The sequence below is a fragment of the Mesorhizobium sp. LMG 17147 genome (genome assembly GCF_024297145.1).
GTDB lineage: Bacteria > Pseudomonadota > Alphaproteobacteria > Rhizobiales > Rhizobiaceae > Mesorhizobium.
Genome location: NZ_JANCTC010000001.1, coordinates 588,678 through 604,823 on the forward strand (window position 1 = coordinate 588,678; position 16,146 = coordinate 604,823).

At 63.1% G+C, this 16,146-nt stretch carries 13 protein-coding genes; 4 read left to right on the forward strand and 9 right to left on the reverse strand.

Going from position 1 to position 16,146, the window contains the following annotated elements; genetic code table 11:
- Nucleotides 1-9: 9 nt before the first annotated feature.
- The 6 genes from NMG46_RS02870 to NMG46_RS02895 form a co-directional block, all read right to left on the reverse strand.
- Nucleotides 10-1,638, reverse strand: coding sequence for an ABC transporter ATP-binding protein (locus NMG46_RS02870; RefSeq protein ID WP_254816203.1), 1,629 nt, complete (start codon nucleotides 1,636-1,638; stop codon nucleotides 10-12).
- Complete coding sequence (locus NMG46_RS02875; protein ID WP_254816204.1) at nucleotides 1,635-2,774, reverse strand: ABC transporter permease; 1,140 nt, start codon at nucleotides 2,772-2,774, stop codon at nucleotides 1,635-1,637. Before NMG46_RS02875 ends, NMG46_RS02870 begins: the two co-directional genes overlap by 4 nt.
- Nucleotides 2,774-3,868, reverse strand: a complete 1,095-nt coding sequence (locus tag NMG46_RS02880) for a microcin C ABC transporter permease YejB (RefSeq protein WP_254816205.1) — start codon at nucleotides 3,866-3,868, stop codon at nucleotides 2,774-2,776. The genes NMG46_RS02875 and NMG46_RS02880 overlap by 1 nt, the downstream gene beginning before the upstream one ends.
- 30 nt (nucleotides 3,869-3,898) lie before the next feature.
- On the reverse strand, nucleotides 3,899-5,767 hold the full coding sequence (locus NMG46_RS02885) for an extracellular solute-binding protein (RefSeq protein ID WP_254816206.1): 1,869 nt from the start codon (nucleotides 5,765-5,767) through the stop codon (nucleotides 3,899-3,901).
- A complete protein-coding gene (locus NMG46_RS02890) occupies nucleotides 5,767-7,650 on the reverse strand; it encodes an extracellular solute-binding protein (protein ID WP_254816207.1) in 1,884 nt (627 codons plus the stop codon). The genes NMG46_RS02885 and NMG46_RS02890 overlap by 1 nt, the downstream gene beginning before the upstream one ends.
- A gap of 173 nt (nucleotides 7,651-7,823) precedes the next feature.
- Nucleotides 7,824-8,504, reverse strand: coding sequence for a cytochrome c family protein (locus NMG46_RS02895; RefSeq protein WP_254816208.1), 681 nt, complete (start codon nucleotides 8,502-8,504; stop codon nucleotides 7,824-7,826).
- 192 nt (nucleotides 8,505-8,696) lie between these two features.
- On the opposite strand from NMG46_RS02895, the gene NMG46_RS02900 reads away from it, so the two are divergent.
- Both NMG46_RS02900 and NMG46_RS02905 read left to right on the forward strand, forming a co-directional pair.
- Complete coding sequence (locus NMG46_RS02900; protein WP_023676856.1) at nucleotides 8,697-9,425, forward strand: 3-deoxy-manno-octulosonate cytidylyltransferase; 729 nt, start codon at nucleotides 8,697-8,699, stop codon at nucleotides 9,423-9,425.
- A 33-nt stretch (nucleotides 9,426-9,458) separates the two neighbouring features.
- Entirely contained in the window at nucleotides 9,459-10,322 is an 864-nt protein-coding gene (locus NMG46_RS02905; protein WP_254816209.1) for a prephenate dehydratase, read from the forward strand.
- Between the two features lie 7 nt (nucleotides 10,323-10,329).
- On the opposite strand, the gene NMG46_RS02910 is transcribed toward NMG46_RS02905, so the two are convergent.
- Together NMG46_RS02910 and NMG46_RS02915 are read right to left on the reverse strand one after the other, a co-directional pair.
- On the reverse strand, nucleotides 10,330-10,686 hold the full coding sequence (locus NMG46_RS02910; protein ID WP_254816210.1) for a hypothetical protein: 357 nt from the start codon (nucleotides 10,684-10,686) through the stop codon (nucleotides 10,330-10,332).
- Nucleotides 10,687-10,741: 55 nt separating this feature from the next.
- On the reverse strand, nucleotides 10,742-11,686 hold the full coding sequence (locus NMG46_RS02915; protein WP_254816211.1) for a methyltransferase domain-containing protein: 945 nt from the start codon (nucleotides 11,684-11,686) through the stop codon (nucleotides 10,742-10,744).
- A 108-nt stretch (nucleotides 11,687-11,794) separates the two neighbouring features.
- On the opposite strand from NMG46_RS02915, the gene NMG46_RS02920 reads away from it, so the two are divergent.
- Entirely contained in the window at nucleotides 11,795-12,805 is a 1,011-nt protein-coding gene (locus NMG46_RS02920) for a ligase-associated DNA damage response exonuclease (RefSeq protein ID WP_254816212.1), read from the forward strand.
- 238 nt (nucleotides 12,806-13,043) lie between these two features.
- The gene (locus NMG46_RS02925; RefSeq protein WP_254816213.1) at nucleotides 13,044-14,645 is read left to right on the forward strand and encodes a cisplatin damage response ATP-dependent DNA ligase; all 1,602 of its coding nucleotides are present in this window, start codon (nucleotides 13,044-13,046) and stop codon (nucleotides 14,643-14,645) included.
- A 102-nt stretch (nucleotides 14,646-14,747) separates the two neighbouring features.
- Here NMG46_RS02925 and NMG46_RS02930 read toward each other — a convergent pair whose 3' ends face one another.
- On the reverse strand, nucleotides 14,748-15,893 hold the full coding sequence (locus NMG46_RS02930) for a hypothetical protein (RefSeq protein ID WP_254816214.1): 1,146 nt from the start codon (nucleotides 15,891-15,893) through the stop codon (nucleotides 14,748-14,750).
- Between the last annotated feature and the right edge of the window lie 253 nt (nucleotides 15,894-16,146).

Consider the following 16,146-nt stretch of genomic DNA (forward strand, 5'->3'; position numbering starts at 1 on the left):
GGCGAAAATCTACTCGCTGACGATACCGACCGGCGCCGTTTCGATCTTGAAGGCGGCCGAGATCAACGCCTTTGTATAGTCGGTCCGCGGGTTGCCGAAAATCTGTTCGGAAGGACCGGCCTCGACGATCCTGCCATTACGCATGACGATGACTTCGTTGGCGAGCGCGCGGATGACCCTCAGATCGTGGCTGATGAAGAGGTAGGCGAGGTCGTGCCTGGCCTGCAGGCTGCGCAAGAGGTCGACGACCTGTGCCTGCACGCTCATGTCGAGCGCCGAGGTCGGCTCGTCCAGCATGACGAAACGCGGGTTGAGCACCATGGCGCGCGCGATGGCGACGCGCTGGCGCTGGCCGCCGGAGAATTCGTGCGGATAGCGGTTGCGCGTCGCCGGATCGAGGCCGACTTCCTTCAGCACGTCGACGACACGCTCGTCGCGCGCATCAGGAGACAGTTTCGGCTCGTGGATCTTCAACCCTTCCTCGATGATCTCGGCGACCGACATGCGCGGACTGAGCGAACCGAACGGATCCTGGAAGACGATCTGCAACTCGCGCCGCAACGGCCGCATTTCGCTGAAGGACAGTTGATCGATGCCGCGTCCGTTAAACTGGATGGTCCCGGTCGACGAGATCATCCTGGCCAGCGCCAGGCCGAGCGTCGTCTTGCCTGAGCCGGATTCGCCGACGACGCCAAGCGTCTGGCCGGCCCGCACGGTGACGTCGATGCCGTCGACCGCCTTCACATTGTCGACGGTGCGCCGGAAGAAGCCCTTCTTGATCGGAAACCAGACCTTGACGTCCTTGCCGACCATCACCGGCTTGGCGGCCTGGTTGGCCGCCGGCGGCTTGCCTTTCGGCTCGGCGGCAAGCAGATGCCGCGTGTAGGCGTGCTGCGGATTGGCGAATATCTCCTTGGTCGGGCCGGTCTCGACGATCTTGCCTTTGGTCATCACGCAAACCCGGTCGGCGATCTTCCTGACGATGCCGAGATCGTGGGTGATGAACAGCATCGACATGTTCTTGCGGCTTTTCAGGCCGGCCAGCAATTCGAGGATCTGCGCCTGGACGGTGACGTCGAGTGCCGTCGTCGGTTCGTCGGCGATCAACAGTTCAGGCTCGTTGGCGAGCGCCATGGCGATCATGACGCGCTGGCGCTGGCCGCCGGAAAGCTGGTGTGGATAGGCGTCGAGCCGTTTTTCCGGTTCGCGGATGCCAACCTCGTGCAGAAGTTCCAGCGTGCGCGCCTTGGCGTTGCGATCGCCCAGGCCCTGGTGCAGCTTCAGCACTTCGACGATCTGCTGCTCGATCGTGTGCAGCGGGTTGAGCGAGGTCATCGGCTCCTGGAAGATCATGGTGATCTTGTTGCCGCGCACGCGGCGCAAGTCTCTCTCGTCCGCGGCAAGCAGGTCGGCGCCGAGGAACAGGATCTTTCCCGACGGGTGGCTGGCGGTCGGATAGGGCAGCAGCTTCAGCACCGACAGCGCGGTGACCGACTTGCCGGAGCCGGATTCGCCGACCAGCGCCACCGTCTCGCCCCTGGCGAGGTCGAAGGAGATATGGTCGACGGCGATCGACTGGCTGCCGCCTTGCGTGAAGGCGACGCTGAGGTCCTGGACCGAGAGGAGAGGGGCGGTCATCTGAACGTCTTGCGCGGATCGAAGGCGTCGCGGGTGGCCTCGCCGACGAAGACCAGCAGCGACAGCATCAGCGAGATGACGACGAAGCCGGAAATGCCGAGCCAGGGGGCGTTGAGGTTGCGCTGTGCCTGCTTCAACAGTTCGCCCAGCGAGGCGGAGCCGGGCGGCAGGCCGAAGCCGAGATAGTCGAGCGAGGTCAGCGTCGAGATCGAGCCGCTGAGCAGGAAGGGCAGGAAGGTCAGCGTCGCCACCATGGCATTGGGAAGCAGATGCCGGAACATGATGGTGATGTTGGGCACGCCGAGCGCGCGCGCCGCATTGACATATTCGAAATTGCGGGCGCGCAGGAACTCGGCCCGCACCACGCCGACCAGCGCCACCCAGGAGAACAGCAGCATCAATCCGAGCAGGATGAAGAAGCCGGGCGGCAGGATGGCGGCGACGATCAAGAGCAGGTACAGCACTGGGATCGCCGACCAGATCTCGATGAAGCGCTGGAAAAGAAGGTCGGTCCAGCCGCCGAAATAGCCCTGCAGGGCGCCGGCCGCCACGCCGATCAGCGCCGAGCCGGCGGTCAGGATCAGGCCGAACAGCACCGAGATCCTGAAGCCGTAGATGACGCGCGCCAGCACGTCGCGGGCCTGGTCGTCGGTGCCCAGCCAGTTCCAGTTGCCGACGTTGCAATTGGGGTCCGCTTCCCCTTTCGGATACTGGTTGCACCGCGTCTTCTTGTCGTAGAGCCAGGACGGCTTGGTCGGTGCGGCTTCGGGAATGGCGTTGTTGACGGTCTGGTAGGAGTAGCGCACCGGCGGCCAGACCATCCAGCCATTGGCATTGATCTCGTCCTGGATGACCGGGTCGCGGTAGTCGGTGACCGCATAGAAGCCGCCGAACTTCTCCTCGGGATAGGCGACCAGGACCGGAAACAGGATCTCGCCCTTGTAGGAGGCGATGATCGGCTTGTCGTTGGCGATCAGTTCGGAAACCAGCGACAGCACGAACAGGAACAGGAAAATCCACAACGACCAGTAGCCGCGCCGGTTGGACTTGAAGTTCTGCAGGCGCCGCTGGTTGAGCGGCGACAGAAAGGGCCGCGCGATCCGAGGCGGCGCCGTTTCGGCTGTCGCCTGCGCCATCAGACGTCTCTCCGCTCGAAGTCGATGCGCGGATCGACCCAGGTATAGATCAGGTCGGACAGCAGCCCGACGAACAGACCAAGCAGCGAGAAGATGTAGAGATTGGCGAAGACCACCGGATAGTCGCGCTGCACCACCGAGTTGAAACCAAGCAGGCCGAGGCCATCGAGCGAAAAGATGTTCTCGATCAGCAGCGACCCGGTGAAGAATGCCGAGATGAAGGCACCGGGGAAACCGGCGATGACGATCAGCATGGCATTGCGGAAGACGTGCCCATAAAGCACCTGCCGCTCCGACAGGCCCTTGGCGCGGGCTGTGACCACATATTGCTTGCGGATTTCCTCGAGGAAGGAATTCTTGGTGAGCAACGTCGTCGTGGCGAAGGCCGACAGCACCAGCGCCGTCAGCGGCAGGGTCATGTGCCAGAAATAGTCGACAATCCGCTGCGGCCACGACAGCTGGTCCCAATTGTCGGAGGTGAGGCCGCGCAGCGGAAACCAGTCCCAGAACGAGCCCCCGGCAAACAGCACCATCAGCAATATGCCGAACAGAAAGCCCGGAATAGCGTAACCGACAATGACGACGCCGCTGGTCCAGACGTCGAAGGTGGAGCCGTCCTTGACTGCCTTGCGGATGCCGAGCGGGATCGAGATCAGATAGGACAAGAGCGTGATCCACAGTCCGATCGAGATCGACACCGGCATCTTTTCCAGGATCAGGTCAAGCACCGAGATGTCGCGGAAATAGCTGTCGCCGAAATCGAAGCGGAGATAGTTCCACAGCATCATGCCGAAGCGCTCGAGCGGCGGCTTGTCGAAACCGAACTGCTTCTCCAGCTTCTTGATGAATTCCGGGTCGAGCCCCTGCGCGCCGCGGTATTTCGAGCCGACGTCGCCGGCGACATCGAAATTGGCGCCGCCGGCATCACCGCCGCCACCGCCGAGGCGATCGCTGCCGCCCTGGTTGGTCAGCCTGGCAATGACCTGCTCGACCGGCCCGCCCGGCGCGAACTGGATGACGGCGAAGGATACCGCCATGATGCCGAACAGGGTCGGGATCATCAACAGGATGCGGCGCAGTATATAGGCGCCCATCAGGTTCCCTGCCTCGCTTGTGCAAAAATCTCAGCCTTTGCCAATCTTTGCCGCCTTGTCTTTGTCGAACCACCACGACGTCTCGACCGGAAAGTCGTAATCCGGCTTTTGAGCGGGAAAGCCGAACATGTCCCAGAAGGCTGCTCGGTGATTCGCCAGATGATATGTTGGAATCCAGTCTAGCCGCGCGCGCAAGACCCGATCGAGCGCGTTGAGCGCGGTGACGAGTTCGATCCGGCTCTGCGCCTTGCCGGCTGCCTCGATCAGCGCGTCGATGGCTTTGCTTTCCGTACCCGGATAGTTGCGCATCCCCGGCGTTTTCGCCATTCGGGAAGCATAGAGAATCTCCAAACCGTCGGCGGTGGGCGTCGCTCCGATCGACCATGCGAGCATGTTGAAGTCGAAGTCGAAATTGCTCTGCCGCGCTTCAAATTGCGTCGAGTCGACCTGCCGGATCGAAGCGTCGATGCCGATCGCCTTCATATTCTCGGACCATGGCGCGAAAATACGAACGAGACCCTCGTCCTGGGCAAGCATTTCCACGCGCAGGCGCTCGCCTTTGTCGTTGAGGACGAAATTGCCCGCTCGCTTCCAGCCGCCTTCGGCAAGCAGCCTCGAAGCCTCGCGCAGCAGCTTACGGTCGTGCCCGGAACCGTCGGAGACGGGTTGCATCACCGGTTCGCCAAAGGTCTCCGGCGGCAACTCGGCTCGAAACGGCTCCAGCAGGGCCAACTCCTTGGGTGAGGGCAGGCCCTTGGCCTTGTAATCCGATCGCTCGAAGTTCGATTGCGAACGCTCGTAGGAGTCGAAAAACAGAACCCGCCTGGTCCATTCGAAGTCGAAGCAATAGGCGATTGCCCGTCTCACGCGAATGTCGCGGAACTGCGGACGGCGCTGGTTCAGCGCGACAGCCTGCATGGATGGTGTTTTCTCGCCGGGAAATTCGCGTTTGACGACCCTGCCATCCTTCAGTGCTGGAAAGTCGTAGCCGGTCGCCCATACCCGCGAGGTGAACTCCTCGCGAAAATGCGTGTCACCTTTCTTGAACGCTTCAAACGCCGCCTGGCGATCAAGGTAGAAATCGATACGGATGCTGTCGAAATTATAACTGCCGCGGTTCACGGCCAGGTCGCGGCCCCAATAATCGGCGACGCGCTCGTATTCGACGGTCTGCCCGGCCACAACCCGTCCCACCCTGTACGGTCCGGAGCTGAGCGGTGGGATCAACGTCGAGGCGTCGAAATCATTGGCCGTGTAGAAGGCTTTGGACACGATCGGCATCACGACGATCGCGAGGATATTCTGCGCGGACTGTTGGCCGTTGAAGGTGAGGTTGATTGTAAGCGGATCGATTGCGACCGCTTCCGTCATATGCCGCAGCGCTTGGGAAAGGTTCGGATGTCCCCGGTCTTTGTAGAGGTTCAAGGCGAAGGCAATGTCTTGGGCGGTCAGCGGCGACCCGTCATGGAAGCGCGCTTGTGGCCGCAGGCTGAAGCGGTAGCCATTGCGGTCCTGCGACAAGGTAACGGATTCGGCAAGCAGGCCGTAGACCGCATCCGGTTCGTCGACTGCCCTTGCCATCAGCGAATCGAAGCAGAGCTCGGTGCGCGGCGGCGAATCCCCCTTCAACACCAATGAGTTCAGCGTGTTGAAAGTCAGGAAGCTCTGATTAAGAGTGGAGTTCGGCGGGGCGAAATTCATCCGGCCGCCCTTGGGAGCGTCCGGATTGACATAGTCGAAATGCGTGAAATCCGGAGGATACTTGAGATCGCCAAAAGCCGACAACCCGTGCAGTTTCACGCCGGTTGGAATGGCCGCGAAAGTTCGGCCGGGCAGCAGCGCTGCGGCCGCGGCGGCACCGCCCAGGGCGAGGAAGTCGCGACGGGGCAGCACCGCCATCAATTGCCGCTCTTGTATTTGGCCGCCAGCGCCTTCTCCCTGGCCGAGTCGATCCACCAGGAATTCTGGTCGACGCCGCTATAGGCGGGCTGCTTTTCCGGCATACCGAACTTGTTCCAGTAGGCGAGCCAGACCACGGCACGGTAATATTGCGGCACGACGTAGAAATTCCACAACAGCACCCGGTCGAGCGCATGGGTGGCGGCAACGAGATCGTCGCGGTCGGTGGCATAAATGATCCGGTCAACCAGCGCATCGACGACCGGATTCTTGATGCCGGCGTAATTGCGCGATCCCGGCGAATCGGCGGCCTTGGAGCTCCAGAAATCGCGCTGTTCATTGCCGGGAGAGTCCGACTGGCCGAGTATCGAGGTGACCACGTCAAAGTCGAAATGGGTGACGCGGTTGATATACTGGGTCTGGTCGATCAGGCGCAGCGTGGCGTCGACGCCGATTTTGCGCAGATTGGCGATATACGGGCTGGCGATGACCTGGTCGGTGTCGTTCCAGCCGAGGATCTCGAATTTGAACGGTTCGCCGGTCTTGGCGTTGACCATCTTGCCGCCCTTGATCACCCAGCCTGCCTTGGCGAACAGATCGACCGCGGCCTTCAGGTATTTGCGCTCCGCCTGCGGGGTGTCGTAGACCGGCAGCTTGAATTCCTGGGTGAAGACTTCGGGCGGCAGCTTGTCGCGGTACTGCTCCAGGATCTCCAGTTCCTTGCCCTGCGGCAGGCCGCTCGACGCCAGTTCCGTGCCCTGGAAATAGCTGCTGGTGCGGGTGTTGGAACCGAAGAACAGGGTCCGGTTCATTGTCTCGAAGTCGAACGGGTACATCAGCGCGGCGCGCACCAGGCGATCTTGGAACAGCGGGCGCCTGGTGTTGAGCATGAAGGCCTGCATCGGTTCCGGCGACGCGGTCTTGAATTCCTTCTTGATGACGTCGCCGGCCTGGACAGCCGGGAAATTATAGGCCGTGTTCCAGCGTCTCGAACTGTTCTCCGGCTTGATGTCGTCCAGCCCGCCCTTGGTGAAGGCCTGCCAGGCGGCATTGTCGTCGAGAAAATAGGTGAAACGCTGCCTGTCGAAATTCTCGCGGCCGATTTTCACGGGCAGCTTGGCCGCCCAGTAATCGGGCACGCGCTGCCAGATGATTTCGGAGCCCGGCTTGAAGCTGGCGATCTTGTAGGCGGCCGATCCCAGCGGCGGCTCCTGCGTCGGTTTGGTGACGTCGCGCTTCTTGCCGCTGGCGTCCGTGCCTTCCCACCAGTGCTTGGGCAGCACGACGAGATCGCCGATGATCTTCGGTAGCTCCCGGTTGCCCTTCTGATTGAAATGGAACTCGACCTCGCGGTCGGATATAGCGACCGCGTCGGTGACGTTTTCGAAATAGCGGCTGTATTGCGGACTGTTGGCCTTCAGCACCTGAAACGACCAGATCACGTCGTCGGTGGTGATCGGCTGGCCGTCATGCCACTTGGCCCGCGGGTCGAGCCGGTAGGTCGCCGAGGAATAGTCGGCTGGATATTTGTAGGCGTCGGCGATCAGCGGATGGCTGGTGCTGCCTTCGTCGGTCGCCTGTTCCATCAGCGTGTCGTAAAGCAGGCCGCCGCCGAACTGCGCGAAGCCGGCGGCCGGCGAACCCTGCACGATGTAGGGATTGAAGCTGTCGAACGTGCCCAGCACCACCGAATTCACCGTGCCGCCCTTCGGTGCATCCGGATTGACGTAATCGTAATGCTGGAAATTGTCGCCGTATTTGGATTCGCCGATCAGCGACGAGGTCGTGCGCCATTCGTCCGCGAAGGCCGCCTGCAGGCCGCCGGCAAAAGCAGCCAGCATCAGCACTGATTTCAGAAGCGTCCGCGCTCGGCCAACCGTCATGCGTTCTCCTCTTCGCGATATAGCGCCGTCACCATAGCGTCTGGGCTCAATCTAGATCATTTGGCGGCGCTGAAAACCGCAACCGAGCGGCTTTGTCGTCGCATATGTATTTTTCCTAACGAAAAAGCCGGGCTGAACCCGGCTTTTTCAAGGATTATGTCATTACGGTTTTGTTATTTTGCGGGTGCGGCCGGAGCGGCCGGAGCCGCGCCTTCGGCCGGCTTGGCAGGGGCTGCACCTTCGGCCGGCTTGGCAGGGGCTGCACCTTCGGCCGGCTTGGCGGGCGCGTTCTCGGCCGAGGCGCCGGGCGCCGGCAGCGGCTTCGGATTGTCCGACAGCGTGCGCAGATAGGCGATGACGTTGGCGCGGTCCTCATCCTTCGGCAGGCCGGCGAAGCCCATCGCCGTGCCCTTCACGAACTTCTTCGGCGAGGTGATGAAGTGGTTGAGATTGTCGTAGGTCCACTTCTCGCTGCCGCCCTTGGAGAACTCCTTCATGCCGGCCGAATAGGCAAAGCCCTCATGCTCGGCGACCGGACGGTCGATGATGTCCCACAGATCGGGGCCAACCTTGTTGGGGCCGCCTTTTTCGCCGGAGTGGCAGGCCTGGCATTTCTTGAAGATGGCGGCACCCGCTTCGGCATTGGCGGTGGCCAGCAGCTCGGCGATCGGCTTGGCCTCCGCGGCGGGAGCGGCCGGGCCGCCTTCGGCGGGCTCGGTCGCCTCGATGGCGAAGCCGGGCTTTTCCGGCGTCGGCGAGGCAAACAGCGCGTCGGATACGATGCCAACGGAAAAGACGATGAACACCGTGCCGAGGAAACCGGCGAGCAGCTTGTTGACTTCGTTGGAATCCATACGCCCCAGGCTCCCTTTTCCGGCGGACCGATCCGTCCACTCCGTCCGTCGGTATCGTGAACCACCCTGCGAGGCGGTCAAATCGCGCGGAAACTAGGTCTTTTGCTCCGGCGTTGCAACACCTATAAGGGCGCTGCCAGTGAGACCTTTTGCCACTTTTGTCCCCCTCTTTTTCGAGCCCCTGCCCGCCTCATGTCCACGCTCATCCTGATCCCGGCCCGCATGGCCTCGACCCGCCTGCCGGGCAAGCCGCTGGCCGACATTGCCGGCACTCCGATGATCGTCCACGTCGCCCGCCGTGCTGCCGAGGCGGGGCTCGGCCGGGTGGTCGTCGCCACCGATACGCAAGGCGTTGCGGAGGCGGTGCGCGCGCATGGTTTCGAGGCGGTGATGACGCGGGCGGACCACGAAACCGGCTCCGACCGCATCTTTGAAGCGCTGACCATTCTCGACCCTGGCAACAGCGTCGAGACCATCGTCAATGTGCAGGGCGATCTGCCGACCATCGACCCCCTTGTTATCGGTGCCGCGCTGAAGCCTTTCGAGAACGCGGCGGTGGATATCGCCACGCTCTGCGTCGAGATCGTCCGCGATGAGGAAAAGACCAATCCGAACGTCGTCAAGCTGGTCGGCTCGCCACTCTCGACGACGCGGCTCAGGGCGCTCTATTTCACCCGCGCCACCGCTCCTTGGGGCGAAGGCCCGCTCTACCATCATATCGGCCTCTATGCCTATCGCCGCGCCGCACTCGAACGCTTCGTTGCGCTAAGGCCGTCGCCTCTGGAGCGCCGCGAGCGGCTGGAGCAGTTGCGGGCGCTGGAGGCTGGCATGCGCATCGATGCGGAGATCGTGCAGTCGGTGCCGCTTGGCGTCGATACGCCGGACGATCTCGAACGCGCCAGGGCGCTCCTTTCCAACTAAGAAATTCTTCCCCCAATTCCCGAGACTCCGCGCATGCCTGAAAAGACCAACAAAATATCCTTCCAGGGCGAGCCGGGCGCCAATTCCGACACCGCCTGCCGCAACATGTTCCCTTCGATGGAGCCGTTGCCGTGCCCGACCTTCGAGGACGCCTTCAACGCCGTCGAGACCGGCAAGGCCGATCTGGCCATGATCCCGATCGAGAACACCATTGCCGGCCGCGTCGCCGACATCCATCACCTCTTGCCGGAATCGAAGCTGCACATCATCGGCGAATACTTTCTGCCGATCCACTTCCAGCTGATGGTGCTGCCGGGCGTCAGGCGCGACGAGATCAGGACCGTGCACAGCCACATCCACGCGCTCGGCCAATGCCGCAAATACATCCGCAAGAACGGCTGGAAGGCGGCGGTTGCCGGCGACACCGCGGGCGCCGCCAAGATGGTCGCCGCGATGAAGGACCGCACCATGGCCGCGCTGGCGCCGGCGCTGGCCTCGACCCTCTACGGACTCGACATCATCGAGGAGAATGTCGAGGACACCGACAGCAACGTCACCCGCTTCGTGGTGCTGACCAAGAACAAGCAATGGGCCGAACGTCCCTCGGCCGACGCCAAGATGATGACGACCTTCATCTTCCGCGTCCGAAACGTGCCGGCGGCGCTCTACAAGGCGATGGGCGGGTTTGCCACCAACGGCATCAACATGACCAAGCTGGAAAGCTACCAGCTCGGCGCGTTTACAGCGACGCTGTTCTACGCCGACATAGAGGGCCATCCCGACGATCCGCTGGTGAAGCTGGCACTCGACGAGTTGCGCTTTTTCTCGCGCGAAATGCGCATTCTCGGCGTCTATCCCGCCAGCGCCTCGCGCGAGCAGTGGAAGGTGGCGGATTAGGACCCGGTCAGGTCAGGCCGAGCTTGTTCTGTTTGGCCGGCTTGCCGCATTCGCGGCGGGCAATCGACCGGTTCATGGCGTCGATCTTGCCGCTTGCCTGGTCGGCGTCGCGCTTGGCTTTTGAGCGCATATCCGGCGTGAACGGGCCAAAGCCCGTCGCCGGGTTGGAGAAGGACGGCTTGGCGTCCACCGGCAGATGATATTGCTGCGCCAGGCCGTTTCGTTGCGCCAGCAATTGATCGCAAGGCACCTTGTCATACAGCAGCGAGGACTGGACGTTTTCGTCTTGCCGTTCGGACATCGAATTGCCGACGCAGCCGGCCATCGCCAGGCAAGATGCCAAGACCGTCATGTTCCAGCGCATGAACGTGCTCCTTGTCTTTCGCAGCTGCGGCTTCTCATGCGCAGCGGCAGAAGTCTTAGCCAGATTTTACGCTGCCGGAAAGCAACCTTGCCACTACGGCCAGCCCTTCGACCGGTTCGCGGCGATCCTGCCGGATGATCGTTGGCTGCAGCGACAGGACCGAAAAGCCGTTGGCGTCCAGAACCCGCTCTACATAGCTTTGCGAATGCGCGTAGCGGCGCGACGGCAGCAAGGCGAAGCCGGCGCGGTCAGACGATTCTCCGCCCGGGAGCGTCTCGACGGAGAACGCAAACAGACCGCCGCCGGCGAGCATTCCGGCAATCTTGTTCGCCACTCTGTCGAGTGCGCCGACATAGATGAACACATCGGCCGCCGTCACCAGATCGGCTTTCGGGCCAGAATAGCAAAAATCCTGCAGGTCCGTCTTGACGAGCAGATCGTAGAGGCCTTTGGCGCGCGCCTGCCGCAGCATGCCGGCCGAGATGTCGTAACCCTCCAGCCGATCGGCGATCGGCCGCAGCTTCTGGCCCATGAGGCCGGTGCCGCAGCCGAGATCGAGCGCCAGCGAAAACCGGCCCGGCCGCGCTGCCCGGATGGCGCGGTCGAGGCATTCGGGCAGACGGTAGCCGAGCCTGTCGACCAGCTCACCCTCGAAGCTCCCGGCATAGTGGTTGTAAAGCGTCTCGACAAAGGCGCTGGGCGGCGCCTGGGCCGCGGCTGCCCTGCCGATCAATTGCAGCTTGAGCACCGCGCCGAGCCTGTCCGCCGGGTCGAGCCGCAGTGCCGTCGTCCAGGCCTGCGCGGCACGATCGGGCGCGCCCGCCGCTTCCTGCATCTCGCCGAGGCGGAACCAGCCGGCTGACCATTGCGGCGCCAGTTCGAGAGCGCCGAGCAGCAATTCCGCGGCTGCAGCATGATCGCCGGATGCATAGAGCATTTCGGCATAGTCGGCGCGGCGGTCGGCGGTCAAATCGCCGGACGAGGTCTGGAGCGGTTTCATCGTGATCGAGTTCCGCCGGGTGTTTGCAGCCGGCTTGCGCTCTATGCTGGAGTCAGCAGTGACTTACAACAGGCTTCCCGCGCCGGAATTAGCGCCTATCTTGGGGCCATGCGCGCCAGCGACCTGCTTCATCCCCGGCCGGAAGGGCTGTATTGCCCGCCCGGCGATTTCTTCATCGACCCGGTGCGACCGGTCAACCGGGCGCTGATCACGCATGGCCATTCCGACCATGCCCGTTCCGGCCACCGCTCGGTAATGGCGACGCAGCAGACGCTCGATATTATGGGGCTGCGTTACGGCGAAGGTTTTGCCGGAACGACGCAAGCCGCAGTGCTCGGCGAGACGATTGCGCTTGGCGGTGTGGCCGTCAGCTTTCACCCGGCCGGCCATGTGCTGGGCTCGGCGCAGATCAAGGTCGCGCATCAGGGCACATGCATCGTCGCGTCCGGCGACTATAAGCGCCAGAAGGACGCAACCTGCGAGCCGTTCGAGCCGCTCAAGTGCGACGTCTTCATCACCGAGGCGACGTTCGGCCTGCCGGTGTTTCACCATCCACCCGATTCCGAAGAGATCGCCCGGCTGCTGAAATCGACCGAACAGTTTCCCGAGCGCACGCATCTGGTCGGCGCTTATGCGCTGGGCAAGGCGCAGCGTGTCATGCGGCTGCTACGCGATGTCGGCTACGAAAAGCCGATCTACATCCATGGTGCGCTGGCCAAGCTCAGCGAATATTACCAGAGCCAGGGCATCGATCTCGGCACATTGGAACCGGCGACCGTCGAGACCGGCCAAAAAGGCGACTTTGCCGGCGCCATCGTCATCGGCCCGCCATCCGCCTTCGCCGATCGCTGGGCGCGGCGTTTTCCCGATCCGATGTCGTGCTTCGCCTCAGGCTGGATGCGCATCCGCCAACGCGCCAAGCAGGGCGGCGTCGAGCTGCCGCTGATCATCTCCGATCACTCCGACTGGGACGAGCTGACAGCAACGATCAAGGAGACCGGCGCGGAAGAAATCTGGGTGACGCATGGCCGCGAGGAGGCGCTGGTGCGCTGGTGCGAACTCGAAGGCATCGCCGCCAGGCCGCTGCATCTCGTCGGCTACGAGGATGAGGGCGATTGATGGTGTTTTTGGATCCAGCAATCGCCGGTACGGCGCTCTACGGCGCCCCCCTCTGGCCTGCCGGCCATCTCCCCCTCAAGGGGGGAGATCGGCAGCTTTGGTTTTGCCGCTCATCCTGCAACGTTGGAAATTGGCGAAAGCAGTCGCGACAGCAAATCTCCCCCCTTGAGGGGGAGATGTCCGGCAGGACAGAGGGGGGCGCGACCGAACGCGACATTGGCTCATTGGCGCCCCTCCCATGAACCGCTTCGCCGAGCTTCTCGACCGGCTGGTGCTGACGCCGTCGCGCAACGGCAAGCTGACGCTTTTGACCGATTATTTCCGCAGCGTCGAGGATCCGGATCGCGGGCTGGCGCTGGCGGCCATTACCGGCGATCTTTCCATCGCCGCGGTCAAGCCGGCAATGCTGCGCACGCTGGTGGTCGAGCGCATGGATCCCGTGCTGTTCGGCTATTCCTACGACTATGTCGGCGACCTGGCCGAGACCGTGTCGCTGGTCTGGCCGCAATCGCCTCTCGATATTGCGAACCACGCGCCGACGCTGGCCGAGGTGGTGGCCAAGCTGCAGGCGGCAAGCCGTTCCGACGGGCCACAGGTGCTGGCCCGGCTGCTCGACAGCGCCAGCACGTCCGCGCGCTTTGCCATCATAAAGCTGGTTACCGGCGGCCTGCGCATCGGTGTCTCGGCGCGGCTCGCCAAGCAGGCGCTGGCCGATTTCGGCAAGGTCGATATCGCCGAGATCGAGGAACTCTGGCACGGGCTGACGCCGCCTTATGCGGCTCTGTTCGCCTGGCTGGAGGGCAAGGCGGAAAAACCCAGGAAGACGGCGCTGGCGCTGTTCAGGCCAGTGATGCTGTCGAACGCCGTCGGCGACGGCGACCTCGAAAAGCTCGACCCGGCCGACTACGCGGCCGAATGGAAATGGGACGGCATCCGCGTCCAGGCGGTTTGCGAAGGCGGCATTCGCCGGCTCTATTCGCGCACCGGTGACGACGTCTCCGGCGCCTTTCCGGATCTTGCCGAGGCGATGGATTTTTCAGGCGCCCTCGACGGCGAGCTTCTGGTCGGTGACCCCAGGCAGGCGACGGGCACGTTCTCGGACCTGCAGCAGCGGCTGAACCGCAAGAGCGTGTCACCCAAGATCCAGCAGCAATACCCCGCCTTCATGCGCTGCTACGATGCGCTGCAGATTGGTGACGAGGATGTGCGCGGATTGCCTTTCCGCGAACGACGCGGCCGGCTCGAGGCCTTCGTCAGGACGCTCGATCCGAGTCGCTTCGATCTGTCGCCGCTGGTCGAATTCACCACCTGGCAGGCGCTGGAGGAATTGCGCCGCAAGCCGCTGCATCCGGTCATCGAAGGCGTCATGCTGAAGCGCTGGGATTCGCCCTATGTGGCCGGGCGGCCGAAGGGCCCCTGGTTCAAATGGAAGCGCGATCCGCACACGGTCGACGCCGTGCTGATGTACGCCCAGCGCGGCCACGGCAAACGCTCGAGCTTCTATTCCGACTACACATTCGGCGTCTGGTCCGGGCCGGAAGGATCGGAGGAGCTGGTGCCGGTGGGAAAGGCCTATTTCGGCTTCACCGACGAGGAACTGAGGCAAATCGACAAATATGTTCGCGACAATACGATTGAGCGCTTTGGCCCGGTGCGCTCGGTACGGGCCGACCGCAGACATGGCCTGGTGCTGGAGGTGGCGTTCGAAGGGCTCAACCGTTCGACGCGGCACAAATCCGGCGTCGCCATGCGCTTTCCGCGCATTTCGCGGCTTCGCTGGGACAAGCCGGCCGCGGAAGCCGACCGCATCGAGACGCTGCAGGCGCTGCTCGATAGTTAATGCATGTCGCGCAAAAAGCGTGCAGCGGTTTTGCGGCAACGACATGCATCAAAACAACAACCTAAACTGCGTCGCATGAGGCCGGTCCGAACGCGACGTGCTTTACGGAACGACCGAGACGCGAATCTCGTAGATGTCGACCGACTTGCCCTGCTTGTCGAAGTCGGAATTGATCGCGATGGTGCCGGCAGCACCCGGATGCTTGTCGGGAAAGCGCACGTCGAACAGATATTCATTGCGCTCGCGACCGACGGCATAGCGCTTGCGGCCGCAGTCGCCGAGTTCGCCGAAATTGCAATCGACGGAAATCTGCGTCTCCTGGCCCTCCTCGGAGCGCGCGATGATGTCGAATGTGGCATGCTTGCCGGCGAGTTTTTCCAGCACGCCTTGCCCGACGTCGAAGCTGATGGCCGAACCGGATGCACCCGAGCGGATGCGCAGGAAGGAACCGCTTTCGTCCTGGATAACGTCGGCCTTGGCGTCCGACGGTGCATTGACCTGCGTCGGGTCACCCGGCGAAAACACGTTGATCCAGTCGCGCGCCTGGTCCGCCTCGCCCTGCTTTGGCGGCGAAGCGGTGTCGTCCGGCGTGAAATCATCGCCGTCGACCGTTGGCGGCGCTTCCGGCGGCGCCGTGTCGAGTTCGGTCGCCGATTTGAAGACGCCGGTCTGGTTGGCGAAATAAAGGCCGATGCCGGCGGCTGCGAGCAGCGTCACGCCGAAGAAGATCGCGGTCAAAGGCAGGCGCCGCCGCCTCGCCCGCCGGTCGTCGCGGTCGGGCGTCACTTCCGCGTCGTCGGTTTCGGCTTCGGTCGGAGCCGAGGCTCCCATGTCGATCACCGGCGCCTCGGGAACAGGCGCATCGGGCATTATGTCGGGGACGACCGGCAGGACGCGCGACCGGGGCGCATCGGATTCGGGCGGCTGCGCCGGACCGTCAACGACGACATCGGGCGACGGCGCGGGCTCGGCTTCGGCCGGAGGCTCCACCTCCGGTGCTGCCTCCAAACTGTCGGTCGGCGCGGCGACGTCGGCAACCGCCGGCAGGAATTCCGATTCAATTTCGGTGATCTTCGCCTGGACCGCCTTGCGGCGCTTGATGGCGACTTCCACGGTGACGTTTGGATTGGCCTGCAGGGCACGGTCGAGTGCCGCGAAAGCCGATCGGTAGACCCGCTCGCGAAACGCCCGGTCGTCGGCATTGCCTTTCTCGAAGGCGTTGCGGATCGCTTTTTCGATCGCGTCCAAACGAATTCCCTCTGCAATTTCACTCACATTGTCATGATCGTTAGCCGCAGGCGACCAATCAATCAACAAGCGAGCGGGTGCATTCTGCCTTGCCGGGGGAAACAAAGCTCATTTCGGCGGTTTTCGGTAAAGAAATCAACCTTTTTCGCTGATTCTTCCGTCACGGCCACGACGTGACGGAAGGGGCGGCCTGCCGATACGGCATCGCATCGGCGCGGCGGCTGCCCTTGTGCCCGTCCTGGGACGGAGACGA

Coding starts and splice junctions, on each gene's coding strand:
- NMG46_RS02890 (WP_254816207.1), bottom strand. CDS start 7,650: ATGACGGTTGGCCGAGCGCGGACGCTTCTGAAATCAGTGCTGATGCTG.
- NMG46_RS02880 (WP_254816205.1), bottom strand. CDS start 3,868: ATGGGCGCCTATATACTGCGCCGCATCCTGTTGATGATCCCGACCCTG.
- NMG46_RS02905 (WP_254816209.1), top strand. CDS start 9,459: ATGCCTGAAAAGACCAACAAAATATCCTTCCAGGGCGAGCCGGGCGCC.
- NMG46_RS02870 (WP_254816203.1), bottom strand. CDS start 1,638: ATGACCGCCCCTCTCCTCTCGGTCCAGGACCTCAGCGTCGCCTTCACG.
- NMG46_RS02920 (WP_254816212.1), top strand. CDS start 11,795: ATGCGCGCCAGCGACCTGCTTCATCCCCGGCCGGAAGGGCTGTATTGC.
- NMG46_RS02875 (WP_254816204.1), bottom strand. CDS start 2,774: ATGGCGCAGGCGACAGCCGAAACGGCGCCGCCTCGGATCGCGCGGCCC.
- NMG46_RS02915 (WP_254816211.1), bottom strand. CDS start 11,686: ATGAAACCGCTCCAGACCTCGTCCGGCGATTTGACCGCCGACCGCCGC.
- NMG46_RS02925 (WP_254816213.1), top strand. CDS start 13,044: ATGAACCGCTTCGCCGAGCTTCTCGACCGGCTGGTGCTGACGCCGTCG.
- NMG46_RS02895 (WP_254816208.1), bottom strand. CDS start 8,504: ATGGATTCCAACGAAGTCAACAAGCTGCTCGCCGGTTTCCTCGGCACG.
- NMG46_RS02885 (WP_254816206.1), bottom strand. CDS start 5,767: ATGGCGGTGCTGCCCCGTCGCGACTTCCTCGCCCTGGGCGGTGCCGCC.
- NMG46_RS02900 (WP_023676856.1), top strand. CDS start 8,697: ATGTCCACGCTCATCCTGATCCCGGCCCGCATGGCCTCGACCCGCCTG.
- NMG46_RS02910 (WP_254816210.1), bottom strand. CDS start 10,686: ATGCGCTGGAACATGACGGTCTTGGCATCTTGCCTGGCGATGGCCGGC.